Origin of the sequence: Flavobacterium agri (assembly GCF_013401995.1) — a bacterium.
GTDB classification, from domain to species: domain Bacteria; phylum Bacteroidota; class Bacteroidia; order Flavobacteriales; family Flavobacteriaceae; genus Flavobacterium; species Flavobacterium agri.
This window is the reverse complement of record NZ_JACBJI010000001.1, coordinates 809,210-834,823: the sequence shown is the minus strand read 5'-3', so window position 1 is coordinate 834,823 and position 25,614 is coordinate 809,210. Positions and strand designations below refer to the sequence as shown.

The 25,614-nt window shown below is 46.8% G+C and carries 23 protein-coding genes; 11 read left to right on the top strand and 12 right to left on the bottom strand.

Annotated features, from left to right (window positions below):
* Positions 1-36 precede the first annotated feature (36 nt).
* A complete protein-coding gene (gene rpsA, locus HZF10_RS03935; RefSeq protein WP_176004871.1) occupies positions 37-1,806 on the top strand; it encodes a 30S ribosomal protein S1 in 1,770 nt (589 codons plus the stop codon).
* Between the two features lie 313 nt (positions 1,807-2,119).
* Here rpsA and fumC read toward each other — a convergent pair whose 3' ends face one another.
* Positions 2,120-3,517, bottom strand: coding sequence for a class II fumarate hydratase (fumC, locus tag HZF10_RS03930; RefSeq protein ID WP_176004870.1), 1,398 nt, complete (start codon positions 3,515-3,517; stop codon positions 2,120-2,122).
* An 85-nt stretch (positions 3,518-3,602) separates the two neighbouring features.
* On the opposite strand from fumC, the gene HZF10_RS03925 reads away from it, so the two are divergent.
* A complete protein-coding gene (locus HZF10_RS03925; RefSeq protein ID WP_176004576.1) occupies positions 3,603-3,923 on the top strand; it encodes a hypothetical protein in 321 nt (106 codons plus the stop codon).
* A 176-nt stretch (positions 3,924-4,099) separates the two neighbouring features.
* Here HZF10_RS03925 and HZF10_RS03920 read toward each other — a convergent pair whose 3' ends face one another.
* Together HZF10_RS03920 and HZF10_RS03915 are read right to left on the bottom strand one after the other, a co-directional pair.
* On the bottom strand, positions 4,100-6,562 hold the full coding sequence (locus HZF10_RS03920) for a TonB-dependent receptor (RefSeq protein ID WP_176004869.1): 2,463 nt from the start codon (positions 6,560-6,562) through the stop codon (positions 4,100-4,102).
* A 138-nt stretch (positions 6,563-6,700) separates the two neighbouring features.
* On the bottom strand, positions 6,701-7,039 hold the full coding sequence (locus HZF10_RS03915) for an ArsC/Spx/MgsR family protein (RefSeq protein ID WP_176004868.1): 339 nt from the start codon (positions 7,037-7,039) through the stop codon (positions 6,701-6,703).
* A 124-nt stretch (positions 7,040-7,163) separates the two neighbouring features.
* Here HZF10_RS03915 and HZF10_RS03910 point away from each other — a divergent pair, with 124 nt between their 5' ends.
* Entirely contained in the window at positions 7,164-8,114 is a 951-nt protein-coding gene (locus tag HZF10_RS03910; protein ID WP_176004867.1) for a CPBP family intramembrane glutamic endopeptidase, read from the top strand.
* Positions 8,089-9,135 (top strand): AMP-binding protein, encoded by a 1,047-nt coding sequence (locus tag HZF10_RS03905; protein WP_176004866.1) that lies wholly within the window; start codon positions 8,089-8,091, stop codon positions 9,133-9,135. The genes HZF10_RS03910 and HZF10_RS03905 overlap by 26 nt, the downstream gene beginning before the upstream one ends.
* Positions 9,136-9,165: 30 nt before the next feature.
* Here the strand turns inward: HZF10_RS03905 and HZF10_RS03900 are convergent, their stop codons facing one another.
* From HZF10_RS03900 to HZF10_RS03885, 4 genes are all read right to left on the bottom strand, one after another.
* Entirely contained in the window at positions 9,166-9,588 is a 423-nt protein-coding gene (locus tag HZF10_RS03900; protein ID WP_176004865.1) for a DoxX family protein, read from the bottom strand.
* Positions 9,589-9,659: 71 nt separating this feature from the next.
* A complete protein-coding gene (locus tag HZF10_RS03895; protein ID WP_176004864.1) occupies positions 9,660-11,279 on the bottom strand; it encodes a M1 family metallopeptidase in 1,620 nt (539 codons plus the stop codon).
* Positions 11,276-11,845, bottom strand: a complete 570-nt coding sequence (locus HZF10_RS03890; protein WP_176004863.1) for a hypothetical protein — start codon at positions 11,843-11,845, stop codon at positions 11,276-11,278. Before HZF10_RS03890 ends, HZF10_RS03895 begins: the two co-directional genes overlap by 4 nt.
* Before the next feature lie 79 nt (positions 11,846-11,924).
* Entirely contained in the window at positions 11,925-13,553 is a 1,629-nt protein-coding gene (locus HZF10_RS03885) for an acyl-CoA carboxylase subunit beta (RefSeq protein WP_176004862.1), read from the bottom strand.
* Between the two features lie 174 nt (positions 13,554-13,727).
* Between HZF10_RS03885 and HZF10_RS03880 the strand changes: the two genes are divergently transcribed.
* Positions 13,728-14,372, top strand: a complete 645-nt coding sequence (locus HZF10_RS03880; RefSeq protein WP_176004861.1) for a DUF47 domain-containing protein — start codon at positions 13,728-13,730, stop codon at positions 14,370-14,372.
* A 19-nt stretch (positions 14,373-14,391) separates the two neighbouring features.
* Positions 14,392-15,477, top strand: a complete 1,086-nt coding sequence (locus tag HZF10_RS03875) for an inorganic phosphate transporter (RefSeq protein WP_176004860.1) — start codon at positions 14,392-14,394, stop codon at positions 15,475-15,477.
* Positions 15,478-15,519: 42 nt separating this feature from the next.
* On the opposite strand, the gene HZF10_RS03870 is transcribed toward HZF10_RS03875, so the two are convergent.
* The 3 genes from HZF10_RS03870 to HZF10_RS03860 form a co-directional block, all read right to left on the bottom strand.
* On the bottom strand, positions 15,520-16,062 hold the full coding sequence (locus HZF10_RS03870) for a DUF1697 domain-containing protein (RefSeq protein ID WP_176004859.1): 543 nt from the start codon (positions 16,060-16,062) through the stop codon (positions 15,520-15,522).
* Positions 16,062-17,258 carry an outer membrane beta-barrel protein gene (locus tag HZF10_RS03865; RefSeq protein WP_176004858.1) on the bottom strand — a complete coding sequence of 399 codons (1,197 nt, stop codon included), beginning with the start codon at positions 17,256-17,258 and terminating at the stop codon, positions 16,062-16,064. Before HZF10_RS03865 ends, HZF10_RS03870 begins: the two co-directional genes overlap by 1 nt.
* Before the next feature lie 73 nt (positions 17,259-17,331).
* Positions 17,332-18,168, bottom strand: a complete 837-nt coding sequence (locus HZF10_RS03860) for an endonuclease/exonuclease/phosphatase family protein (RefSeq protein WP_176004857.1) — start codon at positions 18,166-18,168, stop codon at positions 17,332-17,334.
* A gap of 134 nt (positions 18,169-18,302) precedes the next feature.
* Here HZF10_RS03860 and HZF10_RS03855 point away from each other — a divergent pair, with 134 nt between their 5' ends.
* The gene (locus HZF10_RS03855; RefSeq protein ID WP_176004856.1) at positions 18,303-18,839 is read left to right on the top strand and encodes a pyridoxamine 5'-phosphate oxidase family protein; all 537 of its coding nucleotides are present in this window, start codon (positions 18,303-18,305) and stop codon (positions 18,837-18,839) included.
* A gap of 67 nt (positions 18,840-18,906) precedes the next feature.
* On the opposite strand, the gene prfB is transcribed toward HZF10_RS03855, so the two are convergent.
* On the bottom strand, positions 18,907-20,001 hold the full coding sequence (gene prfB, locus HZF10_RS03850; RefSeq protein WP_176004855.1) for a peptide chain release factor 2: 1,095 nt from the start codon (positions 19,999-20,001) through the stop codon (positions 18,907-18,909).
* A gap of 83 nt (positions 20,002-20,084) precedes the next feature.
* On the opposite strand from prfB, the gene HZF10_RS03845 reads away from it, so the two are divergent.
* Positions 20,085-20,627 carry a hypothetical protein gene (locus tag HZF10_RS03845; protein WP_176004854.1) on the top strand — a complete coding sequence of 181 codons (543 nt, stop codon included), beginning with the start codon at positions 20,085-20,087 and terminating at the stop codon, positions 20,625-20,627.
* 100 nt (positions 20,628-20,727) lie between these two features.
* Entirely contained in the window at positions 20,728-21,753 is a 1,026-nt protein-coding gene (locus HZF10_RS03840; RefSeq protein WP_176004853.1) for a threonine aldolase family protein, read from the top strand.
* A gap of 166 nt (positions 21,754-21,919) precedes the next feature.
* Here the strand turns inward: HZF10_RS03840 and HZF10_RS03835 are convergent, their stop codons facing one another.
* Positions 21,920-22,243, bottom strand: a complete 324-nt coding sequence (locus HZF10_RS03835; RefSeq protein ID WP_176004852.1) for a YbaB/EbfC family nucleoid-associated protein — start codon at positions 22,241-22,243, stop codon at positions 21,920-21,922.
* A gap of 126 nt (positions 22,244-22,369) precedes the next feature.
* Between HZF10_RS03835 and HZF10_RS03830 the strand changes: the two genes are divergently transcribed.
* The gene (locus tag HZF10_RS03830) at positions 22,370-24,430 is read left to right on the top strand and encodes a S9 family peptidase (RefSeq protein WP_176004851.1); all 2,061 of its coding nucleotides are present in this window, start codon (positions 22,370-22,372) and stop codon (positions 24,428-24,430) included.
* A gap of 78 nt (positions 24,431-24,508) precedes the next feature.
* A complete protein-coding gene (gene capA / locus HZF10_RS03825; RefSeq protein WP_176004850.1) occupies positions 24,509-25,549 on the top strand; it encodes a cysteate synthase in 1,041 nt (346 codons plus the stop codon).
* Positions 25,550-25,614: the final 65 nt, after the last annotated feature.

Genomic DNA, 25,614 nt, shown 5'->3' with positions numbered 1-25,614 from the left:
AATCCGGTAAAAGCAGGATACAAATGATTAATCAGCATGTCTGAATTATTAAAAACACAAGAAGACTTTTTGAAAAACTTCAACTGGAACAATTACCAAGAGGGAATTGATGCAGTAGACGAGAAAAACTTGCAGGAATTCGAGGATCTCGTTTCAAAAACCTTCATCGCAACCGATCAGGAAGAAGTAGTGGAAGGAACTGTAGTTCGCCTTACTGACCGTGACGTAATCGTAGACATCAACGCTAAATCTGAAGGCGTTATCTCTCTTAACGAATTCCGTTACAACCCGAACCTTAAGGTTGGAGACAAAGTAGAAGTTTTGATCGACGTTCGCGAGGACAAGACAGGACAACTTGTACTTTCTCACAGAAAAGCCAGAACTATCAAATCATGGGATCGCGTTATCAACGCTCATGAGACAGGCGAAATCGTAAACGGATTCGTGAAATGCCGCACTAAAGGTGGTATGATCGTAGATGTATTCGGAATCGAGGCGTTCTTGCCAGGATCTCAGATCGACGTCAAACCGATCCGTGACTACGACGTATACGTAAACAAAATGATGGAATTCAAAGTTGTGAAAATCAACCACGAGTTCAAGAACGTTGTCGTATCGCACAAAGCGCTTATCGAGGCAGATATCGAAGTACAGAAGAAAGAGATCATCGGACAATTGCAAAAAGGTCAGGTTCTCGAAGGTGTCGTCAAAAACATCACTTCTTACGGAGTATTCATCGACCTTGGCGGCGTAGACGGTTTGATCCACATCACAGACCTTTCTTGGTCACGTATCAACCACCCGAGCGAAGTATTGGAGCTTGATCAGAAATTGAACGTCGTAATCCTTGACTTCGATGATGAGAAAACTCGTATCCAACTTGGTTTGAAGCAGCTTAACGCTCATCCTTGGGATGCTCTTGACGCTAACATCGCTGTTGGTGACAAAGTGAAAGGAAAAGTTGTCGTTATCGCTGACTACGGTGCGTTCATCGAGGTTGCTGAAGGTGTTGAAGGACTTATCCACGTTTCTGAAATGTCTTGGTCTACGCACTTGCGTTCGGCTCAGGATTTCGTAAAAGTCGGAGATGTTGTTGAAGCACAAATCTTGACTCTTGACCGCGAAGACCGCAAAATGTCTTTGGGTATCAAACAATTGTCTCAAGATCCTTGGACAGACATTACGTCTAAATACCCAGTTGGTTCTAAGCACACAGGTATCGTTCGTAACTTCACTAACTTCGGCGTATTCGTTGAATTGGAAGAAGGAATCGACGGATTGATCTACATCTCTGATCTTTCTTGGACCAAAAAAGTGAAGCACCCATCTGAATTCGTGAATGTAGGTGATAAATTGGAAGTTGTTGTTCTTGAACTTGATGTTGACGGACGTAAACTTTCTTTGGGTCACAAGCAAACACAACCGAACCCATGGGATAAGCACGAGGCTGCTTTCGGAGTTGGAACCGTACACAACGGAACTATCGCCGAGATCGTAGACAAAGGTGCTACCGTAGACTTCGGAGACGATGTTGTAGCGTTCATTCCTGCACGTCACCTTGAAAAAGAAGACGGCAAGAAATTGAAAAAAGGCGAAGTTGCCGATTTCAAAGTGATCGAGTTCAACAAAGAATTCAAGCGCGTTGTCGCTTCCCACACGGCTACTTTCCGTGAAGAGGAAGAGAAAAACGTACGTCAGGCTCAAGACAATTCTTCAAACAACAACGCTTCGGCGCCAACACTTGGAGATAACAACGAGATCCTTGCTGGCTTGAAAGCTAAAATGGAGAAGAACGAGAAGAAGTAATTCTTTATCGTCAATGATAGAAAGCCTCGTGGAAACACGGGGCTTTTTTATTTGTTTTTGGCGTTGCGCCGGCCGGAAGAACTTTTGGTGACAAAGAATTGTCGAAAGGCCGTCGCCGGGCTTCCGCTACAATCTTTCGCTTTGTTGCACAAGCAAAAGGATTTTCGCTAAAATCCCTAACGCGAAACTGTGGTTCAAACACCGCTCAGATTAAAAAAAATAGCCACAAATCACACAAATTTCACAATCATATTTCGTGACATTCGTGTGATTCGTGGCTAAAACTTATTGTTTATAGCGTGTTAAGCGAAACTTACTTCAAGCTTCCGACCATATCTTCAGGCTTCACCCAAGCATCGAAGTCTTCCGCAGAAACATAACCCAAACGAACGGCCTCGTCTTTAAGCGTCGTTCCGTTTTTATGTGCCGTCTGAGCGATTTCGGCCGCTTTGTAATATCCGATTTTGGTGTTCAAAGCCGTCACGAGCATAAGCGAATTGTCTACGAGTTCCTTGATGCGTTTGTGGTTCGGTTCGATACCTTGTGCGCAATGTTCGTCGAACGATACGCATGCGTCACCGATCAAGCGCGCCGATTGCAGGAAGTTTGCAGCCATCAAAGGCTTGAATACGTTGAGTTCGTAATGGCCTTGCGTTCCGCCGATAGTGATGGCGACATCGTTACCCATGACTTGCGCGCAAACCATCGTCAACGCCTCGCATTGGGTAGGATTCACTTTACCAGGCATGATAGACGAGCCCGGCTCATTTTCGGGAATAAAGATTTCGCCGATTCCCGAACGTGGCCCCGAAGCCATCATACGGATATCGTTTGCGATTTTGTTCAAAGAAACCGCCAGTTGTTTCAAGGCGCCGTGTGTTTCCACGATAGCGTCGTGAGAGGCGAGGGCTTCGAATTTGTTAGGAGCCGTCACGAACGGATGGCCTGTAAATTTCGCGATGTATTCGGCCACTTTCACGTCATAGCCTTCTGGTGTATTCAAACCTGTGCCGACGGCAGTTCCGCCGAGTGCGACTTCAGAAAGGTGGGCCAATGTATTTTTTACGGCTTTCAATCCGTAGTTCAATTGGGCGACGTAACCCGAAAGTTCCTGTCCAAGTGTAAGCGGGGTCGCATCCATCAAGTGGGTACGCCCGATTTTGACGACGTTCATGAACTCTTCCGATTTCGCTTTCAATGTATCGCGCAATTTCTCGACACCGGGAATCGTCACCTCGACAACCGCTTTGTACGCCGCGATGTGCATGCCGGTCGGGTAGGTGTCGTTCGAAGACTGCGATTTGTTCACATCGTCGTTGGCTTTTACGACCGCTTCTCCTTCGCCGATCTTGAATCCGGCCAAAACCTGTGCGCGGTTCGCGATGACTTCGTTCACGTTCATGTTCGATTGTGTGCCCGAACCGGTTTGCCAGATCACGAGCGGGAATTCGCTTTCGAGTTTTCCGGCGAGGATTTCATCGCAAACCGCTGCGATCGCATCTCTTTTTTCGACCGACAAAACCCCTAAATCGTGGTTCGCATAAGCCGCCGCTTTTTTGAGATAGGCAAAACCTTCGACGATTTCTTTAGGCATCGATCCCGACGGCCCGATCTTGAAGTTGTTGCGCGAACGTTCGGTTTGGGCGCCCCAGTATTTCTCTGCGGGAACTTTCACTTCGCCCATGGTGTCTTTTTCTATTCTGTATTCCATTGTTAATTATGTTGGTAAGTTCAATATTCGTTGTTCGTCATTCAATATTCGTTGTTCAAATTGTGTTATTCGTCAGTTCTTCTGAATGTTGAACAACGAGCAACGAATAACGAATATTGAAGTTTTTGAAGCCGCCCAAATTTACGCCGAAATCTTTGTTAATAAAAATGAAACCCGCACTTGGACAGCAAAAATACTATCGTTACATTTGCGTATAATTCAAAAAATTCCGGAAAACATGTTTGAATTTCAACAGTACTTAGGCTTTTTGCTGTTCCTGTGCATCTTCACGACAGGTTTCTGGCTCATGATCTTCTTGGTCAACTTCGTATTCTACTGGGTTGCAGGAGCGAGCTGGGAGCTTTGGAAAGAGAAGCGCGCCGCGAAAAAACTAAGTAATCAGTAAATCGGTAATCTAGAAACCGATTTTAGGAAAGGAAGTCTTCGGGCTTCCTTTTTGTATTTAGGCCACGAATGACACGGATTTCACGAATAGCTTTAGTCGATATTCGCATCAGCGACTAAAAATAAAAAACGCCGGACTTATGGATCCGACGTTTTTCGCTTTAAGTAAGATACGTGTTAACCTGGGAAATCGTCGTTCCCGCCTCCGTCGTTGTTGTTTCGTTGTTGGTTGCGATCCCTGTCACGATCGGTTTTGGCTTTGTTGAAGCGATAGGTCAGCGAAAGCGTGATCTGGCGCACTCTCCACTGCATTTCACTGTACGATTCCAAAACGCCCGGCAAATACGTCTCGTTGATGCGTTTGCGCGAATTGAAAACGTCTTGTACATTGAGTGCCAATGTCGCCTTGTCTTTTAGGAAATCCTTGCTGAATCCTAGGTTCATGCTCGGGATGCCGCGGCTTTCACCTTGGGCGTTCTTTTGGGGTGCATTGTAATTGAAGTTGGTCTGCCAATCGATTTTGTATGGCAAGGTTACTTTCGAAGTCAAACGGGTCGACCATGAATAAGCGGTGTTGTCGAGATCTTCCACCACAAGCTCTCCACCCGATGTCGTATACGAATATTCGCCTACGGTCTGGTTGCGGAAGAAGTTGAAGTTGCTGTTGAGCTTCCACCATTTGAACGGATTGTAGTTGAACGTGAACTCAAATCCGAAGCGGTATTCGTCACCCAAATTCACCGGAGTCGTAAGGATTACCGGAGTAAGCGGGCTTCCTTCCGAAACCTGTGCGAAATCGCCCGATTCCGTCCTGATGAACTGGAACGAATCCTTCGTGTGGTTCAAATACATCGAAGTGCTGAACGTGAGTTTTTTCCAACGTTTCAAATAACCGATATCGAACGCATCGCTGAACGCGGGATTCAAATCGGGGTTTCCGCGGAAGATGTTGATGTTGCTCGAGTAATTCGAGAACGGGTTGATCAGTCGGCCGCGCGGACGTGAAATGCGTCGGCTATAGCTAAGCGAGATGTTGCTTTCGTCTCCCAATTCATACGTCAGGAAAGCGCTCGGAAAGAAATTGTTGTAGCGTTTGTTGTTGAAATCCTGAGTGAAAAGCTGGTTCACGTCTATGTTCGAATCTTCCCAACGCAAGCCCAGCAAATACGAGAACTTGTTGATTTTAGATCCGTATTGCATGTAAAGCGCGTTCACTTTTTCCTTGTATTCGAGTTTGTTCGAATAGCGTGAATCCGAAATATACGTTTGGGAAACCGGATCGAGTATACCCACGAAATAATCGGTGAGCAAACGGTTGTATTCGCCTTTGAAACCGGCCTCGAACTGGCTGTTCTTGCCAAGCGGGAGCACGTAATCGGCCTGGATCACGTTGCGGTTTTGTTCTTGTATGTTTTTGGTGGTTTCGTCCCCGTCGTTGATGTCCGAGAAGTCGTTGTCGTTATTGATCGAAAACGCGCCGTTGATCGTCAGTTTGTGTCCTTCTTTCTTGAAATCCTTGACGATCGTGGTCGAGTATTCGAAGTTCTCGCTTTTTCCGCGTTGGTCGTTGAATCGGGTGTCGACACCCGTAAAATCGTGGTTTTCGTCGTAGTTGAAATATTTTACGATTTCAGGATTCTCGTTCGAATTGCGTCTCAGGTTGATCGCGTTCGTCCAGGTGAGGCTTTTGTCGATGTAGTAATCGAACCCGAAATTCGAATTGTATCCTTTGTTGAGACGGTCGTTGTTGCGTCTTTCGTTTATATAACCCGTCGTGACGTCGTTGTCGTCGAGATAACGCGTATCGGTAAGCGAATTCCCCGGATTGAGCCTGTAATTGTAACCCGTAGTCGTGAAAACGTTGATCTTGTCGGTCTTGAAATTCAGGTTGCCCGAAAGTCCGTAGTTGTCAGGATCGCCAACCGTACCGATAAAAGTTCCGTTGATGCCTTGGTTTTTGCCTTTTTTGAGGATGATGTTGAGCAAGCCGCCGCCGCCCTCGGAATCGTATCTCGCCGATGGGTTGGTCACGACTTCGACCTTATCGATGGCGTCCGCCGGAATGATGCGCAGCGCTTCGGTAATGTTGATCGCGTTCGAAGGCTTTCCGTCGATCAAAATCCTCACGTTTTCGTTTCCGCGAAGGCTGATCGTTCCGTCCTGGTCTACAGAAACGGACGGGATGTTGTCCAAAACGTCGCTGACCGTTCCGCCTTTGACCATCAGATCCTGCCCGACGTTGTACACTTTCTTGTCGAGTTTGATTTCTACAGTCGTACGATCGGCGCGCACCACGACTTCGTTGAGCAATTGGGCGTCTTCGGCCAGTTCTACGTTCTGCAGCCTGATGTTTTTGGAAATCGCCTGGTTTTTGAGTTCGAATCCCTTGAACGAGATGAACTCGAATTTTATGTCGTATGTTCCCGAATTTACCTCTATGCTGTATTCGCCTTTCGAGTCGGTGATTCCGCCCGCCACTGGCTTTGTATCGCCGGGTTTGACGAAAGTGACCGTCGCGTATTCGAGAGGCTGCTTGCTGGTTTTATCGGCGATTTTTCCGGTAACGGTCACCTTTTGGGCATTGGCCGACAAAAAGCCGAAGCATACGATCGTGGCGCAGAGCCATTGGAACAATTTCATATAAGATTGGTTTTGTTTTGAGCTATTGGACTGCAAAATTAGCCTATGGTTTAGGCGGCAAATCACAAGTTTTTGTTAAACTGAGGCAACGGCAATGTCGCGCCAATGCTGGCTATTTGAATCCAAAAACGCGATTTGTTACACTATTTCGGATATTTTTTCCAACGGCCTGGCTACCACCGCCTTGTCGCCGTTGACTACGATCGGGCGTTGCATCAATATCGGATGCTTGGCCAAAATGCGTACGATATCGTCATTCGACAATTCCAAACCTTTGTAGGCGGCCCATTCGGTTTCATTAGTGCGCACGATGTCTATTGCGTTGAGTTTCAGTTTTTTGAGCAAGGCTTTGATTTGCCTGAATTTGAGTGGATTCCTGAGGTAATCGATGGTTTCATACGGCGTTTCGGAAGCGTCCAACGATACGACGCATTCGCGCGATTTCGAACATCTGTTGTTGTGATAGATCTGAAGCATAAAAAATGACGCCTTTGATTCGGGCGCCGCAAAATTAGTTTAAATTAGTGGATGCGCCTCAGGACGATTTTACTGATGGCAATGCCTTTAAAATCAGTAAGTCAACCCTACAACAACTCGAGAAATGTTCATAGAACAAGCCTACAAAGGCGACAACACACCTTGGAAAGTCGCCCTTACCACGTTGCTCACCACCGGGATTTTTATCGTCAACTTCATGTATGTGTTCTTCTTTTTGTCGGCTACAGAAGTCGACCAGATGTACGACATGCTCAAAACGACTCCCAAAAATGTGATGCTCGTGGCCAATCTCTTTCCGTTCGCGTTGCTTTTGGGATTGCTGTTCCTCATGGTGCGCGCGCTTCATGAAAGAAGCCTATTGTCGTTGACAACCTCTAGAAAGAAGATTGATTTCGGACGTATTTTTTTCTCTTTCACGTTTATCGTATTGTTGACGATCGGGACGTTCTGGATCTCTTACGAAATCGACCCTTCCGATTTGGTATGGAATTTCGACCCGTTCAAGTTCAGTGTGCTGCTTGTTTTGAGTGTGCTGCTTTTTCCGGCCCAGATCGCGTTCGAGGAATATTTGTTCCGCGGTTTTTTGATGCAGCAGATCGGAGTCGCGACGGCGAGTCGTGCCGTGCCGTTCGTCATCACGTCCATCCTTTTCGGGCTTTTTCACAGCGCCAATCCCGAAGTGGGTGAAATGGGGCCGGGTGTCATGGTGTTCTACATCGGAACCGGTTTCCTTTTAGGTATCATGACACTTATGGACGAAGGCCTCGAACTCGCTCTCGGATTCCATTTGGGCAACAATCTCATGGCTGCTTTGCTTGTCACTTCCGATTTTTCGGCTTTGCAGACCGATGCGGTTTTTCGGTACACGGCCCAAAAAGACAGCGGTGACATGTTAAGTGAAATGATTGTCTCGATCGTGATCACATATCCGCTTATTTTGCTAATTTTAGGGAAGAAGTACAAATGGAAAGGCTGGCGCGAGAAACTGTTCGGAAAGGTCAGCAAGGTCGAACCAAAAACCATCAGCCATGACGAATATTCCCACTTATCATAACGTACACCACAGGTTCAAACTCAACGGCTTTCCGCTCGATCGGGACGACTTGTGTCGCATCGCGTACAGTTTCATAAAAGAAGGCGATGATTACGAAAAACACTGCGGTTTGTTCCTGCTCGATTGGTTCGACGACAAAACCGATATAGAAATCAACACTTCGGGTACGACGGGAACTCCAAAGACGATCCGTGTAAGCAAGCAGGCGATGGTGAATTCGGCATTGGCCACGGGCGATTTCTTCGACTTGCAGCCCGGCGACAAGGCGTTGCACTGTCTTCCGACGAAATATATAGCGGGGAAAATGATGTTCGTGCGTGGTTTCATCCTTGGTTTGGACATGGAATTCGCCGCCCCAAGCGCCAATCCGCTTAAATACGACGACCAGCGTTATGACTTCGCGGCTCTTGTTCCGTTGCAGGCCGAGAATTCGTTAAAGCGTTTGGGCAACATCAGGAAAATCATCATCGGAGGCGCGAAAATCAACCCGATGCTCGAAAAGAAACTCGAAAAGGTCAATTCCAAAATTTACGAAACCTACGGAATGACCGAAACCATTACGCATATCGCGGCCAAGCAAGTAGGAGATAGCGCGTTTACGGTTTTGCCCAACGTGACGATCTCGTACGACGACAACAATTGCCTCGTGATCCATGCGCCGCGTATTTCAGATGATGTGATCGTGACCAACGATTTGGTCGAACTCGTCAACGAAAACCAGTTCGTTTTCCTCGGAAGACGCGACAATGTAGTCAACAGCGGCGGTATCAAACTCATTCCTGAACAGATCGAAGCCAAGCTTGCGGGTAAAATCAACGCGCGTTTCTTTGTAGCGGGAATTCCCGATGAGACGTTGGGCGAAAAACTCGTATTGTTCGTCGAGGGAAAAGAACAACCCATGGCAGAAGATGTTTTCGCGGGATTGGGCAAATACGAAAAGCCCAAAGAAGTGCGGTTCGTGCCTCATTTCACCGAAACCGGAAGCGGCAAGATCAAGCGCAAGGAAATGCAAAAACAATAAAAGAAAAGCCCCGAAACGACGGGGCTTTTTTTATTTCTGCATCTTGAAGTAATAATCGGCCGAATGCTTGCCGCTTCCGTAAAACAGGAAGAACACGCAAATAATCAGGGCTATCGAGGAGAACAGCAAATTCCTCACGCTCATCTCTACGATGAAATTCAACGCGACGGCGCAAACCAAGATCGGAAGCTGCGCGATTATCGCCCATCGGGTCAACAATCCGAAAACGATCATGATGCCGCCCATGATGTGGGCCGCCGCCACGTAGTGAAAAGCGAACATGCCGCCGTCAAAATTACTGAGTTGGGAAACCACATCGGCCACGGCCTGGCTGTTCTTGATGAAAAGCACGCCGGTAATGAACAAAAACACTCCTAAGGCAATACGCAACGCATCCAAAGGATAACTCGTGTGCGCATTGGCCCATTTGTTTAGGCTTTTTACATTGTACATGACTATTTGGTTTAAAATTAGTACTCTAATTTACAACTATTTAAAATGTCATGTAAGAAATTGCGAAAAATTTAAATTCCCTTGGTGTTGATCAGGAAATGGTCGGTGCGTACTTTAATATCCGAAAGTTTGGCTTTGGTATCGAGCTGTTGTTTCGATGAAGTAGGCGTAATGCGGATATTTTTTCCGTTGATCGCAATGTCGACCGGAAGCGCGAAATCGGGTTCGACGTCTTCGTACTTATAGAAGATTTTGCCATTTTCCTGTGAAAATGCGAGTACCGGGATTTTCGTCGTACGCAGATATTGATTGAAAATCGGCGTCAGGTCCATGTTCATACGCTTGCTGAAGAAATCGTCCACATCTTGCGTCGTGATGATCTTGTGTTTGAAGTTTTCGGAATAATCGTAAAGCATTTTCCACCATTTCGCATCGTCGTTGACCACGTGACGCATCGTATGCAGCAACCATGCACCTTTCGGGTACATATCGCCCGAACCTTCGTGGTTCACGCCGAAATGCCCGATGATCGGATCGTAGTTGTGGATGTTGTTCTTGATGCCATTCATATACTGTACGGCCTTGTCGTAACCCAACGTACATTCTACATATACGGCTTCTGTATACATCGTGAAGCCTTCGTGGATCCACATGTCGGCTATGTCCTGAGACGTGATGCTGTTTCCGAACCATTCGTGCCCGGTTTCATGGATGATGATGTAATCGAACGTCAAACCGATTCCCGTGCCCGACAAATCGCTTCCTCTATACCCTTTGAGGTACCAGTTGCCATACGCGACGGCGCTTTGGTGTTCCATACCGAGATAAGGTGTTTCGACGAGTTTGTATCCGTCGTCGGCAAAAGGATATTTCCCGAATTTAGACTGGAAGCAATCCATCATTGTCTTGACTTCCTCGAAGTGTTGTTTGGCTTTTTCCTCGTTGTATTTAAGCACGTAATAATCCAGATCCAACCCTTTGTAATTGTCGTGGATGTGTGCGTAATCGCCAATGTTCACGGTAATGTCGTACGTGTTGATCGGATTCTTGACTTCCCAGTCCCATCGCGTATAACCGTTGCCTAAATCCTTAGAGCCGAGGAAACGCCCGTTGGAAACATCCATCAAACCGTTAGGGACGGCAACTTTTACGGTCGCGCCTTTGTCGGGCTCGTCAGTTTGGGAATCCTTGACCGGATACCACAAGCTCGCACCCGTTCCTTGTACCGCAACGCCAATGAAATGCTTTCCGTTCTTGTCTTTTTTCCAGTCAAAACCTCCCGACCACGGCGCTCTTGGCGCGGCAATCGGTTTTCCCGAATAATAGAATTTTACGATATTCTCGGATCCTTTTTTCAATTCGGACGGGAATTGCACGAAAACGGCGTTATTGTCGCGTTTATATTGCAGTTTTTTGTTGTCGAACACGATACTGTCGATGCTCATGTTCTCGAAAAGGTCGATTTGGATCTTGCTCGTAGGTTCGACCGTCTTGAACGTGATATCGTTATGGCCGACGATGGTTTTGGCATCCGGATCTATCTTGACTTCCAGATCGTAGCGCTGAACGTCGTAACTCGTGCGTTCGGGACGCAATCCGCCGTGGAGCGAATCTTTGCGCGTAAAGGTTTCCTGGGCCGAAACCGAAAAAGTGAAAGCGGATATGAATAAAGCGGCAACAGCTGTTTTCATCTTGGAAGTAGTTTTTTGTGATTAGTGGACGAAGATCGGGATATGTTACAACCGAAACGGGAAATCACGGTTTTGCTTGCAGTTCCCCGATGAATTTGTTGAGTGTGGAAACGGAAGCACGGGTCTTTGACCAACAAGTAATTTCCGTCTGAAGTGACCGTAACCGAACCTTCACAACCTCTGTTCTCGCTAAAAAAAGCATTATAAACAGAAGCTGCGATATCGTTCTTGACATATTTGCTCACGACGTTCTTTTCGAAGCACAAATACAGCAAATCCGATTTGAGGTATTTTTTGTCTTTCGGCTCTTCCTTTTCGGGTTTGATGAATTTATAAACGTCCGAATTCGGGCAGTTCGCTTTCGGTTGGTAATAATAGATCGAAAGTATCTTGAGGCTGTCGAGGTCTTTACCGTAGTTCGTCTTTAGCGATGATTTCAATTCGCGCAACATCGACACCGACAGTTTGCCCTTCACTTTTTCTTTTTCCATGGCGGTCGCCGATTCTTGCGACAGGCCGACCTGCATCCACAAAACCGACAAAATAAGGGTGAAGACTGTTTTCATAGCGTGCGATTTGCTACTGCAAGAAAATAAAAAAAGCGTTATCCCGATTAGAAATAGCGCTTAATCCATGATGTATTTTTCAGACTTGGATGACGCCCAAATTGAATTTCTTCTCGATAGGAGCGTGGTTGGCCGCTTCGATTCCCATAGAAATCCACGTGCGTGTTTCTAAAGGATCGATGATCGCATCGGTCCAAAGCCGTGCCGCGGCGTAATAGGGAGAAACCTGTTCGTCGTATCTCGCCTTGATTTTATTGAAAAGTTCGGTTTCTTTGGCTTCGTCTACGGTTTCGCCTTTTGCTTTGAGAGCCGAGGCTTCGATCTGCATGAGTACTTTCGCAGCCTGCGTTCCGCCCATGACGGCAAGTTCCGCGCTCGGCCAGGCGAAGATCAGGCGCGGATCGTATGCTTTTCCGCACATGGCGTAATTTCCGGCTCCGTACGAATTTCCGACGACGACGGTAAATTTCGGAACGACCGAATTCGATACCGCATTCACCATTTTCGCGCCATCCTTGATGATTCCGCCGTGTTCCGATTTCGAACCGACCATAAATCCGGTGACGTCCTGGAGGAAAACGAGTGGGATTTTCTTTTGGTTGCAGTTGGCGATGAAGCGCGTGGCCTTATCTGCCGAATCCGAATAGATCACGCCGCCGAACTGCATTTCGCCTTTTTTCGATTTGACGACCTTGCGCTGGTTGGCGACGATGCCGACAGCCCAACCGTCTATTCGGGCGTATCCCGTAATCAAGGTTTGCCCGTAACCGGCTTTGTATTCGTCGAATTCGGAATTGTCGACCAAGCGTTTGATGATTTCCATCATGTCGTATTGCTCCGAACGCGATTTGGGAATGATCCCGTAAATGTCTTTTTCGTCAGCGGCCGGTTTTTGCGGTTTTTCACGGTTGAACCCGGCTTTGTCGTAATCGCCGATTTTGGAAACGATATTTTTGATCGTATCGAGTGCGTCCTTGTCGTCTTTGGCTTTGTAATCGGTCACGCCCGAAATCTCGCAATGCGTGGTCGCGCCTCCGAGCGTTTCGTTGTCTATGGTTTCTCCTATGGCGGCTTTTACGAGATAACTTCCGGCCAGGAAAATACTTCCGGTCTTGTCGACGATAAGTGCTTCGTCCGACATAATTGGCAAATACGCGCCGCCGGCCACACAACTGCCCATGACGGCTGCGATCTGGGTAATGCCCATGCTGCTCATGATCGCGTTGTTGCGGAAGATGCGTCCGAAGTGTTCCTTATCGGGGAAAATCTCGTCCTGCATAGGCAAATAAACGCCTGCGCTGTCTACGAGATAAATGATTGGAAGACGGTTTTCCATCGCGATTTCCTGTGCGCGCAGGTTTTTCTTTCCGGTAATCGGAAACCAGGCGCCCGCTTTCACCGTGGCATCGTTGGCCACGACCACGCACTGTTTGCCTTTTACGTATCCGATTTTCACGACGACACCGCCAGACGGACAACCGCCGTGTTCCGCATACATGCCGTCACCGACGAATGCGCCGATCTCGATCGAAGAACCTTTGTCGTCCAAAAGATAATCGATGCGTTCGCGAGCGGTCATCTTGCCTTCGGAATGCAGTTTCGCTATGCGTTTTTCGCCTCCGCCGAGCTTGATTTTGGCGAATTTCTGTTTAAGGGAAGAGAGTAAAAGCTTATTGTGGTCTTCGTTTTGGTTGAAGGTGAGATCCATGGGTGAAATCGGGTTGTCTTATGTGTAAAGTTTGTGCGTTTGAATGTTGTCGGCAAAAGTACGAAAACGATTGAAATGGCAATATTCGCAAGGAAATCCGTACATCCCGGGCCTGTTAAACTTAATATTCTCTTAACATTGGATGTCTACCTTTGCACCATCAAAATCAGCTAAATGAACCTTAACTCCATTTTCCAGTTTTTAGTCCCAAAAGATAAGAAATTCTTCCCGCTGTTCGAACAAGCTTCATTCAGTCTTATATTGTTGGCCGAGGCGCTGCACGAAGCCATAAATGTACCAAAAGAACAACGCGAGGAATATTTCCGCAAAATCGAGGAGCTGGAAGCCCGTATCGAGGAAATCACACACAAGACACACCTCGAATTGAGTAAGAACTTCATCACGCCTTTCGACCGCGAAGATATCCATTCCCTGATAAAAGCCATCGACAACGTTGCCGATTATATGCACGGTGCCGCGAGCCGTATGCGTTTGTACCAAGTGGAGAAAATCACGAAATCCATCCGCAAACTCACCGAAATCAACCTTGAGGCTTGCCAGCTTATCGGAATCGGGATCAAGGAACTCAAAGATTTGAACAACCACCGCAGCATCGCCGATGTGTGCAAGAAAATAAACAAACTCGAAAGCAAGGCCGATACGGTTTTCGACAAGGCCGTAGCCGACATTTTCGAGAACGAGACCGATGCCAAGAACATCATCAAGTACAAAGAAGTGCTTTCGGCTCTTGAATCGGCATCAGATAAGTGTAAGAGCGTAGCCAACGTGATCGAGCAGATCGCGGTAAAACACTCCTAAGTAATACGTAAACCGACACATGGATCTTACCTTACTGATCATCATCATCGTACTTGCGCTGATTTTCGACTACATCAACGGTTTCCACGACGCGGCCAACTCGATCGCGACCATCGTGGCCACCAAAGTGCTCACGCCATTTCAGGCGGTTTTGTGGGCGGCGATGTTCAACTTCGCGGCTTATTTCATCTCTAAATTCTGGATTGGGGAATTCAAGATCGGAAACACGATCGCCAAATCGGTAGACGAGCATTTCATTACGCTCGAAGTGATCCTCGCCGGACTCGTGGCCGCGATCATCTGGAACTTGGCGACCTGGAAACTCGGAATCCCTTCTTCTTCGTCACACACGCTTCTCGGAGGCTTTATGGGTGCGGCATTGGCGCACGCCGGAGCCTTGAGCGACATGGTCGACGGAAAGGAAATAGACGTGATCAACTACGCAAAAGTCGTCCCTACGTTCCTGTTCATATTCTGTGCGCCTCTGGTCGGTATGATCATGGCTTATTTTATAACGGTACTGATTCTCAACGTGTGCCGAAAGGCCAATCCGAACAGAGCCGAAAAATGGTTCAAGAAACTGCAGCTCGTATCATCGGCCCTTTTCAGTTTGGGACACGGAGGCAACGATGCCCAGAAAGTCATGGGGATCATCGGAGCGGCCGTAATTTGTTATAAACTCGATATGGGCGATGCGGCTTTCGTTGCCGCGGATTCGTCCGAGCGTTTCAAATTGTTCGTAAACGACGGTTTTTGGTGGTGGGTGCCTCTTGCGAGTTTCGTCGTGATCGGTCTCGGAACTTTGTCCGGAGGTTGGAAGATCGTCAAGACGATGGGTTCCAAAATCACCAAAGTTACGCCTCTTGAAGGAGTAGCTGCCGAAACTGCAGGTGCTGCGACATTGTATTTGACCGAACACTTGGGTATTCCCGTTTCGACTACACACACCATTACGGGAAGTATCATCGGAGTCGGAATCACCAAAAGGATTTCTGCCGTGCGCTGGGGCGTGACGATCAACCTGCTTTGGGCTTGGATACTTACGATTCCCGTGTCGGCCGTCATCGCGGGGATTTTCTACTACATCCTTAAGATTTTCATCTGATAGAATAACATATAAAAAAGCCGCTCGAATACAGCGGCTTTTTTATGCTTTGGAAAGTTCGATGAGCTTGCGCACGGTTTTCCAATTCCTGGCCGTGGAAACCACTTTGAGTTTGCGTTCAATCACCGCATTGTTGAGCTTGGTGTTCGCTGCAGAATCGGCATACCATAGATAGATGCGTTTGCCGATAATTGCGAATTCGTCTCCTTTGAAATCGGTCGCTTTCAAGATTTCGTGGTTTTCCGCCAATGGCGATTCGGAAAGGAAACCGATATAGGGTTGTGTGGAATCGTCTGTGGTTTTTGCCGCAAACGGATTTTCGCGAACGGCCGTTTCCAAATCTTCGGGCGTAACCACGATGACCGAAACGTCGAAACCGAAAGCCTCCATTATTTTCCCGCTAATCTTGTGTTCAAGAACTTTTGGATTGGTTTCATCAGATTGGAAAAGGATGTTCCCGCTTTGTATATAAGTGGAAACATCCTGTAATCCTAGTTCCTGCATCGCCTTGCGCAAAACTTCCATTTTTATCAGTTTTTGACCGCTGACGTTGATTCCGCGTAAAAGGGCGATGTGTTTTTTCATCAGAAAATAGCGTAACTGACCGTAAATGAGATCTTGTTAAAATCACCATCGGCATATTCGAAAAGCCCTTGTGACGTATAATAACGTATTTCGGCGTTGAATTTCTTATAAGAGAGACCTGCGCCGACAGCAAAGTTATACGAATTTTTCTCGGCAACCAGATTGTTTGAGGCTGTCCCGGCCGGATGATAGCTCGCCGTAGTTTCATCTTTGACGAAATTGGCGACGAAAAGTGGATTGACGAAAAGTTTGAAATCGTGGTTCAGGTGCATGTAATAGCGCATTCCCACAGGAATCTGTATAGCCGAATAAGACAACGTAACGTAGCGATCCTGTCCATTGCTGCCATCGGGTAAGTCGTAATCACCTTCTATTTTGTTGTGCTCAACCGAAAGCAATACGGCCCATTTTTTCTGGAACGTAGGCAACAAATATTCTAATTCGAGACCGTAAGCCGCACCAAACTCAGATACTTCGGCATTCGGGACAAGTGTCGAAAGCGCATCGGCACTTACTTTCATGCTCTTGAGCCCAACAAACGGCCTGATGTGGAATTCTCCGGTTTTTCTCTCTACCTGAACCGTTTTTTCTCCTTTGCAATTTGCGGTATTGTGATAGTATTCCAAAAGACTGGATTCGGTGTACTTAAGTTTAGAGAACGATTCCAACGTAGCATCCGGGCATGAGAAATCATTGAGCAATTGTGTGTAGTATTGGTTGTAATGTCTTATGTTGCGGTTGGTGTCCAGGTATTCTATGTAAATCAACTGGTTGAACTCTCCCGACGGTTTGCGGTCAAAAAACTTGAGCAATCCGCTTTCCTCAAACACATAAAGGGAATGACTGCCTTCAAAAATGCGTTTGAAAAAGTGTGTTTCTTCGACAAGTTTGTACTGAGCGTCTTTTTGCAGGTTGTTGATTTTGGTAGAAGAACGTTCCATCGGTACAGTTGCACGTACATACTGCAGGACGTTTTCGATGCCAAATTCCGAGGTCATTTCCATTGCCCTCTGTTGAATTTCGGCATTTTCCGATAATTTGTAATCGAATGTGGAGGGATTGTTTTTCCAACCTTTGTTGCGGATTAGGCATTCTGTTTTCTGGCCGTGGTTGTCGATGAAATATCCTTTTTCAAAACGGACCTGTGCTATACAGGCAAATGGCAATAGCAATAGCATTGCGAAAAATCGATTCATAAATGTTTGTTTTGGTTCGCGCAATGATACTACAATTTGAAGTATTCGTCTTACAGAAAAACTGTAAATAATCTTAAATTTTCAGTTCGGCCAAAACAGGTAAGTGATCAGAAGGGTATTTGCAGTTCTTGGAATCGCTGAGCACGGCGAATTTCAATACTTCGATATTGCCTTTAGACGTGAAGATGTAATCGATCAACAACGTGACCGGCTCGTGGAACTTGAATCCGCTGAACGTTCCCGATGGCCCGAAAGGCTTGGTTTTGCTTATGTTACGTGCGTCGTTCATTTGGGAAACGATTGTTTTATAAGCACCGCTGCTCATTTCGCTGTTGAAGTCGCCTGTCAAAATAACAGGGAGCCGCTTGGTGTTGAGTTTCGAGATGCGTTCCAAGATAAGTTTCGTGCCGTTCTCACGCGCCGGTTCGCTGATGTGATCCAAATGGGTGTTGACGACATAAAATCTCTTTTTCGATTTGAGATCCTCAAAAAGCCCGTACGTGCAGATTCTCGGATAAGCCGTTTCCCAGCTTTTGGATTCGGGCACATCGGGCGTTTCCGAAAGCCAAAAAGTATTTTGTGAAATGAGTTTGAATTTTTTCTTGTTGTAGAAAATCGCGCTGTATTCGCCTTGGGTTTCAGAATTGTCGCGTCCGCGTCCGATCCATTCATGATCGACGAGCGCGCTGTCGAGGTACTTGAGCTGGTGCAGTTTTCCTTCTTGTGTTCCAATGAAATCCGGATTGTTGTACGAAATCTGGTCGGCCAAAAAATCGCGTCGGAATTCCCAATTGTTTTCTCCGTCACCGCCAAAATCGACACGTATGTTGTACGACATCACTTTTACGGCCTGGCTTTGGACGTTGTTCATCAATAAAAGGAGCATGGGGAAAAAGAAGCGAAGTTTCATGAGATTTAGGTTTTTCCAAAGATAAGGATTCGGAATCCTTTTCGGAAATGCTGTAACAAACACAGCCAATATTATAAGCCTGATGCCTGAACCGATGTTTAACTTTAAACCTCAAACGATTAAACACAACTACTATGGACAGTATCAATAAAAATCAGCCCGAAGACAATCATGAAGATTTGTTCGGACCCGAAGCGATAGAGAAAATCCGTTCGATGGCCTCGAAAGCCGGATCTTGCTTCATGTGTACCAAAATCGAGACGGGAAGGAGTTTTTCGGCCCGACCGATGGCACCCGAAAAGATAGACGAAAACGGTAATTTCTGGTTCCTGAGCGCCAACGACAGCCATAAGAACATCGAACTGGAAAAAGATCCGTCGGTACAGTTGTTGTTCCAGGGATCGAGTTACAGCGATTTTCTTTCGATTTACGGAAAAGCCCAAATTTCGCGCGATGCTAAAATGATAGACGAGCTTTGGGATGCCACGATGAAAACCTGGTTCACCGAAGGAAAGGACGATCCGAGGATTACCGTATTGAAAATCGTCCCGACCGAAGGCTATTACTGGGACACGAAGCACAACATGCTCGTCGCTTTGGCCAAACGCTTGTACGGCGCGGCGGTAGGAGAGACCTATGACGATTCTGTCCAAGGGAAAATAAAGCCTTGAGAGAAATTCCAAGTCAGGAATAAAACAAAAAGCGAACCTATATGGATTCGCTTTTTGTCGTTTTTTCTTATTCCTCTTTCTGTCCCATCATCATCAAATACGCCTTCAGGAACTCATCGATTTCTCCGTTCAATACGCCATCGGTATCGCTGGTTTCATAAGAAGTACGCACGTCTTTTACTAGTTTGTACGGATGAAGCACATAGTTCCTGATTTGCGAACCCCATTCGATCTTCATTTTCCCGGCTTCGATGTCGGCGCGTTGCTCGAGGCGTTTCTTGAGTTCGATTTCGTACAACTGCGATTTCAACATCTGGAGCGCACGTTGACGGTTGTCGTGCTGCGAACGCGTTTCGGAACATTGGATCTGGATGCCCGTCGGTTTGTGCAACAACTGTACTTTGGTTTCGACCTTGTTGACGTTCTGTCCGCCGGCGCCGCTTGAACGTGCCGTGGTGATTTCGATATCGGCAGGATTGATCTCGATCTCGATCGTATCGTCTACCAACGGATACACGTAAACCGAAACGAAAGACGTGTGACGCTTCGCATTACTGTCGAAAGGAGAGATGCGCACCAAACGATGCACACCGTTTTCGCCTTTGAGGTAACCGAACGAATAATCGCCTTCGATTTCAAGCGTTACGGTCTTGATGCCCGCGACATCGCCTTCCTGGTAGTTGAGTTCCTTGACTTTGTAGCCGCTTTTCTCGGCCCACATCAGATACATACGCATAAGCATGCTGGCCCAATCGCAACTTTCGGTTCCGCCTGCGCCCGAAGTGATCTGCAATACGGCACTCAACGAATCGCCTTCGTCGGCAAGCATGTTGCGCAATTCGATGTTTTCTACGTGCGAATTGGCATTTTCGTAAGCTTCGTCGAGTTCAGATTCGGTAAGTTCGCCTTCGCGGTAAAATTCCATCGCAAGCGTGAGCTCGTCCGATAGGGAAACCGCTTTCTCGTAGTCTTCTACCCATTTCTTTTTGCCGCGCAGTACTTTCACGAAAGCCTCGGCTTCTTTGGCGTTGTTCCAGAAGTCGGGCGCGAGCGTCTTTTCTTCCTCGTTCGCGATTTCGATCTGTTTTCTGTCTATATCGAGATATCCGCGCAAAGCAGACACGCGTTCGGCAATATCTTTAACCTGTTCGGTATTGGTCATAATTTGGTAATTGAAGTGCAAAAATACTATTTTGAAAAACAAAATTGGGCTATCTTTAAAACTCAATTCAAATACCTTTATTTATGACCAGGATGCTCCGAATCTTACCCGTTTACTTGTTTTTGCTTTTCACTACAATTGTTTCTGCCCAAAGGACTTCGCCCGAATTCAAACGGCTCATAGGCCAAAGGATCGACTATGTCCAGGCGCAGCTTAAAGTGAAAGGTTATGATCGTATGATTGAAGGTAGACGCGCGACGAACCAGTTTTACAACAGGAAAACGAACCGATGCATCACCGTGGCGATCGTATCGGACAAAGTGACTTCTATAGTCGATTCTGATGGCAATAGTTGCGGAAGGCATCACGGCAACCATCCGAAGCCAAACCCGAAACCACAGCCTAAACCAACCCAACCCGCTTACTTGAGAAATGCCGATCTTGTCGGAAGAACCGCAACCGAAGCTTATGCGACGCTCAAGAAACGCCGGTTCAGCGAGACCAAAGACGTCAAAGACGGAGGCAACACCTATAAGCTTTGGATGAACCGCGACGGCGAATGTCTCAAGACTACGAGCCGTGACGGAAAAATCACTTCGGTCAAGGCGTCAGCCAATTGTAGATAGAATCGCTAATTTTACCAAAATTTTAAATCCTCCGGTTTCGTGAGGATTTTTTTTGGACGTATTTTGCATAGCTTTTCAGCGCAACAACGAATCTGTTTTTATGGAAATAAACCTGGTCAGCGATACCGTCACCAAACCTACGCCCGAGATGCTCGAATTCATGTTCAAGGCCGACGTGGGCGACGACGTATACAAGCAAGACCCGACGGTAAACGCGCTCCAGCGCATGGTGGCCAATATTTTTGGGATGGAAGACGCTTTGTTTTTTCCGTCGGGAACCATGGCCAACCAAGCCGCGATAAAACTGCACACCCAACCCGGCGAACAGTTGATAGCCGATAAATACGCCCACGTTTTCAATTACGAAGGCGGAGGCGTTTCGTTCAACAGCGGCGTTTCTTGCAATCTGCTCGATGGCGATCGCGGTATGATCAATTCGCAACAGGTCGAGTCTGCGATCAATCCTCCCGATTTTTACCACAGTCCGCTTACGTCTTTGGTCTGTGTCGAAAATACGACGAACAAAGGCGGAGGCGCGTGTTACGATATTGCCGAATTGCAAAAGATCCGTCAGGTGTGCGACAAACACAATTTGAAATTCCATTTGGACGGTGCGCGCATCTGGAACGCTTTGGTAGCCAAACGCGAGAATCCGAGATTGTATGGCGAAACGTTCCATACGATTTCGGTCTGTCTGTCTAAAGGACTCGGCGCGCCTATAGGTTCGCTTTTGATTTCGGACAAAGAAACGATCAACAAGGCGTTGCGTGTCCGTAAGATTTTAGGAGGCGGGATGCGTCAGGTCGGTTATATGGCCGCGGCCGGAATCTATGCGTTGCAGCATCACGTAGGGCGTTTGGCCGAGGATCATCGCCGTGCTAAGGAACTGGCGTACATCCTAAGCCAAAAGAATTGGGTGCATAAAGTAGAGCCTGTAGAGACGAATATTTTGATCTTTACGATAAGTCCGCGGATAAACGAAGCGGTTTTCCTGGATAAGCTCAAGCAGAAAAACATCAGCATCAGTAGCATGGGACAGGGCAAATTACGCATCGTGACCCATCTTGATTACAGAGAAGTGATGCATTCGTATGTGGTGGAGACTTTGCAGAAGTTGGAATTGTAGTGCTGAAGTACTAAGGTGCGAAAGTGCTTAAGTTTGTATAGAAAATTAAAAGCGAGTCCATTGAGATTCGCTTTTTTATTTGGTAATATGTGATTCCGACGGCACATAATAGTATTGAACTGAAACGGATACTGAACTTTTGCACTTCAGCACCTTCACTTCAGCACTATCGAAACATATCCATCCCCGGAATATTCGGCATGCCTTCTTTTGCGACCGCACCAAGTTCGGCCTCGTTGACAGAAGTCGCTTTTTCGATGGCTTTGTTGAGTGTAAGGATGAGGTAATCCTCTAGTTGTTCCTTGTCTGCGAGCAACGAATCGTCTATGTGTATCGACTTTATTTTGCGGTTGGCCGTAAGCGTGACAGACAATAATCCGTCACCGGTTTTCTCGTCAACCAAAACACTGTCAAGACGTTGCTTGGTGGCTTCCATTTTCTTTTGGGTTTCCTGAAGTTTACCCATCATTCCCATTAGGTCTCCGAACATGATTTTTATTTTTTAAATGCTCGCGAATTTACTAAATTCGTGCATACGGCAATCGTTAATACTGGCCTAAAAAACCGCTTTACATGGTTGTTTGCGCTATTTTTGCCGCTTCAAAAACCCAAAACAATGCCTGAACCCATAAAAGCCCCGGTTGCCGAAAAACGTCCGCACCGTCTGGAAAAACACGGGGATGTTCGCATAGACAACTACTATTGGCTTAACGACAGGGAAAGCCCCGAAGTCATTGACTATCTTAATCGCGAAAACGAATATTACAGGGAAACGACCAAGTCCGAAGAGCCGTTTCGCGAGGCTTTGTTCGAAGAAATGAAGGCGCGTATCAAGGAAGACGACGAATCGGTTCCGTATTTCTACAACGGATACTGGTACATCACGCGATACGAAACAGGCAAGAATTATCCGATTTATGCCCGGAAAAAAGGTACGCTTGAAGCTCCGGAGGAAATTTTGTTCAATTGCAACGAAATGGCGCAAGGACATTCATTTTTCCAGCTCGGTGGCGTGAGCATCAGCCCCGACAACAAATACGCTTCTTTTGGCGTCGACTTAAAAGGGCGCCGGATTTACACGATCCGCATCAAGAATTTAGAGACGGGTGAGGTTTTCCCCGATACGATAGCCGATGCCGCGCCGAATTGCGTGTGGGCAAACGACAATAAGACATTGTTCTTTACACGTCAGGACAAGAAAACGTTGCGCTCCGATAAGATTTACAGACACAAGTTAGGCACCGATTCCAAGCTTGACGTCGTGGTTTTTGATGAGGTCGATGATACGTTCCACGTTTCGGTACACAAGGAAAAATCGAAGAAATTCATGGTAATCCATTCTTCGAGTACGTTGACTTCGGAATCGCGTATTTTGAGCGCCGATAACCCCGATGGCGAGTTCGAAGTTTTCCAAAAACGGATCCGCGGGCTCGAATACAGCATTTCGCATTACGGAGACAGTTTTTACGTGATGACCAACGCCGACGGAGCCACGAATTTCAAACTCATGAAAACGCCCGATACTGCGACTTCAAAAGACAACTGGGTCGACTTGATACCGCATCGCGATGAGGTTTTGCTCGAAGGCATCGATATTTTCCGCGATTATCTCGTGATCGAAGAACGTTCGAACGGCTTGAATAAGATCCGGATTCGTCCGTGGAATGGGCAAGGGGAATATTATCTTCCGTTCGATATCGAAACTTATACCGCTTATACGACCACGAACGTCGATTTCGATACCGAGATTTTGCGTTACGGTTACCAATCGATGGCGACGCCTTCATCGGTGATCGATTTCAATATGAGGACGAAGGAAAAGACGGTGCTCAAAGAACAACAAGTACTCGGAGGGAAATTCGACAAGGACAATTATATAGAAGAGCGAAAATGGGCGACGGCCCACGACGGCACTAAAATCCCGATTTCGCTCGTTTATAGGAAAGAGACCCGAAAAGACGGAAGCAATCCGTTGTTGCAATATGCGTACGGTTCGTACGGCGCGTCGATGGATCCTTATTTTTCGTCTACACGCCTGTCGTTGCTCGACCGCGGCTTCATTTATGCGATCGCACACATCCGCGGAGGCGAAGATTTGGGGCGCCAATGGTACGAAGACGGGAAATTGCTCAAAAAGAAAAACACGTTCACCGATTTTATAGACGTTTCGAAATTCCTGATCGCCGAAGGTTATACGTCATCCGAACATTTATATGCCGAAGGTGGTTCTGCCGGCGGATTGCTTATGGGCGCGGTCGCGAACATGGCGCCCGAACTGTACAACGGCATGATTGCCCAGGTGCCTTTCGTGGACGTGGTCACGACAATGCTTGACGAGGATATTCCGCTCACTACAGGCGAATACGACGAGTGGGGAAATCCGAACGAAAAAGAATATTACGAATACATGAAATCGTATTCACCTTACGATAATGTCGAGGCCAAAAACTATCCGAATTTGTATGTTTCTACCGGTTTGCACGATTCCCAGGTGCAATATTGGGAACCCGCAAAATGGGTGGCAAAGCTAAGGAGTGTTAAAACCGATGACAAGCTGCTTTTCCTCGATACGAACATGGAAGCGGGACACGGCGGGGCTTCGGGACGTTTTGAAGCACTTAAGGAACTTGCGCGCGAGTTCAGTTTTTTGTTCACTCTTGAAAAAATTGGGAAGTGAAAAGATTTTTTTTGTTAAATTTGCAAGGTTTCAAGGTATGCCCAATCGGCATGCTCGCCCTTGACTAATTATTTTTTTATGAAAGAAGAAATAAAAGCTTACAATAATGTCCTGGAACTTATCGGAAACACGCCTCTCATCAAGCTGAATCGCGTTGCCGAAAACCTCAAAGGAAATTTCTACGCTAAAGTAGAGGCTTTCAATCCGGGACACTCCACAAAAGACAGGATTGCCCTTTACATTATTGAAGAAGCTGAAAAAAAAGGAATTCTTTCACCAGGCGACACCATCATTGAGACGACTTCGGGCAACACCGGATTCAGTCTGGCGATGGTCAGCATCATTAAGGGCTACAACTGTATTCTCGCGGTAAGCTCTAAATCTTCAAGAGACAAGATCGATATGCTCCGAACTATGGGAGCGAAGGTATATGTTTGTCCGGCGCACGTTTCTGCCGATGACGAGCGTTCGTATTACAACGTAGCCAAAAGGCTTCACGAAGAAATACAAGGGTCGGTTTACATCAACCAGTATTTCAACCAGCTCAACATCGATGCGCATTATAAGTCTACAGGTCCCGAAATCTGGGATCAGACGAACGGACAGATTACGCATCTTGTCGCGTGTAGCGGAACCGGAGGAACTATTTCGGGAGCCGCTAAATTCCTTAAAGAGAAAAATCCGAACATCCGTATTCTAGGTGTCGATGCTTTCGGATCGGTGCTTAAGAAATATCACGAAACCAAAGAATTCGACAACGAGGAAATTTATCCGTACAGAATTGAAGGTTTGGGTAAAAACCTGATTCCTTCGGCCACCGATTTCGACCTTATCGACAAGTTCATAAAAGTCACCGATGAGGAAAGCGCGCACGTAACGCGTGAAATCGCCAAGAAAGAAGGTCTTTTCGTTGGTTATACCTCGGGAGCGACGATGCAGGCGATCAAGCAATATGCCGAAGAAGGCGAATTTGACGAAAACAGTGTGGTCGTTGCCATTTTTCCTGACCATGGCTCGCGTTATATGAGCAAAGTGTTCAGCGACGAATGGATGAACGAGCAAGGTTTCTTCGACAGCGTGAATGCGGAAGAAGCTCAAAAAGTCGAATTCATTAAATAAGAATGAATCGTCTTATCCAAAATACAGCCTCGGATTCCGGGGCTTTTTTTATTAGAAACGCTGAT

Bases quoted from the DNA above. Each gene is read 5' to 3' on its own strand.
- rpsA (WP_176004871.1), top strand. From the start codon at position 37: ATGTCTGAATTATTAAAAACACAAGAAGACTTTTTGAAAAACTTCAAC.
- fumC (WP_176004870.1), bottom strand. From the start codon at position 3,517: ATGGAATACAGAATAGAAAAAGACACCATGGGCGAAGTGAAAGTTCCC.
- HZF10_RS03925 (WP_176004576.1), top strand. From the start codon at position 3,603: ATGTTGAACAACGAGCAACGAATAACGAATATTGAAGTTTTTGAAGCC.
- HZF10_RS03920 (WP_176004869.1), bottom strand. From the start codon at position 6,562: ATGAAATTGTTCCAATGGCTCTGCGCCACGATCGTATGCTTCGGCTTT.
- HZF10_RS03915 (WP_176004868.1), bottom strand. From the start codon at position 7,039: ATGCTTCAGATCTATCACAACAACAGATGTTCGAAATCGCGCGAATGC.
- HZF10_RS03910 (WP_176004867.1), top strand. From the start codon at position 7,164: ATGTTCATAGAACAAGCCTACAAAGGCGACAACACACCTTGGAAAGTC.
- HZF10_RS03905 (WP_176004866.1), top strand. From the start codon at position 8,089: ATGACGAATATTCCCACTTATCATAACGTACACCACAGGTTCAAACTC.
- HZF10_RS03900 (WP_176004865.1), bottom strand. From the start codon at position 9,588: ATGTACAATGTAAAAAGCCTAAACAAATGGGCCAATGCGCACACGAGT.
- HZF10_RS03895 (WP_176004864.1), bottom strand. From the start codon at position 11,279: ATGAAAACAGCTGTTGCCGCTTTATTCATATCCGCTTTCACTTTTTCG.
- HZF10_RS03890 (WP_176004863.1), bottom strand. From the start codon at position 11,845: ATGAAAACAGTCTTCACCCTTATTTTGTCGGTTTTGTGGATGCAGGTC.
- HZF10_RS03885 (WP_176004862.1), bottom strand. From the start codon at position 13,553: ATGGATCTCACCTTCAACCAAAACGAAGACCACAATAAGCTTTTACTC.
- HZF10_RS03880 (WP_176004861.1), top strand. From the start codon at position 13,728: ATGAACCTTAACTCCATTTTCCAGTTTTTAGTCCCAAAAGATAAGAAA.
- HZF10_RS03875 (WP_176004860.1), top strand. From the start codon at position 14,392: ATGGATCTTACCTTACTGATCATCATCATCGTACTTGCGCTGATTTTC.
- HZF10_RS03870 (WP_176004859.1), bottom strand. From the start codon at position 16,062: ATGAAAAAACACATCGCCCTTTTACGCGGAATCAACGTCAGCGGTCAA.
- HZF10_RS03865 (WP_176004858.1), bottom strand. From the start codon at position 17,258: ATGAATCGATTTTTCGCAATGCTATTGCTATTGCCATTTGCCTGTATA.
- HZF10_RS03860 (WP_176004857.1), bottom strand. From the start codon at position 18,168: ATGAAACTTCGCTTCTTTTTCCCCATGCTCCTTTTATTGATGAACAAC.
- HZF10_RS03855 (WP_176004856.1), top strand. From the start codon at position 18,303: ATGGACAGTATCAATAAAAATCAGCCCGAAGACAATCATGAAGATTTG.
- prfB (WP_176004855.1), bottom strand. From the start codon at position 20,001: ATGACCAATACCGAACAGGTTAAAGATATTGCCGAACGCGTGTCTGCT.
- HZF10_RS03845 (WP_176004854.1), top strand. From the start codon at position 20,085: ATGACCAGGATGCTCCGAATCTTACCCGTTTACTTGTTTTTGCTTTTC.
- HZF10_RS03840 (WP_176004853.1), top strand. From the start codon at position 20,728: ATGGAAATAAACCTGGTCAGCGATACCGTCACCAAACCTACGCCCGAG.
- HZF10_RS03835 (WP_176004852.1), bottom strand. From the start codon at position 22,243: ATGTTCGGAGACCTAATGGGAATGATGGGTAAACTTCAGGAAACCCAA.
- HZF10_RS03830 (WP_176004851.1), top strand. From the start codon at position 22,370: ATGCCTGAACCCATAAAAGCCCCGGTTGCCGAAAAACGTCCGCACCGT.
- capA (WP_176004850.1), top strand. From the start codon at position 24,509: ATGAAAGAAGAAATAAAAGCTTACAATAATGTCCTGGAACTTATCGGA.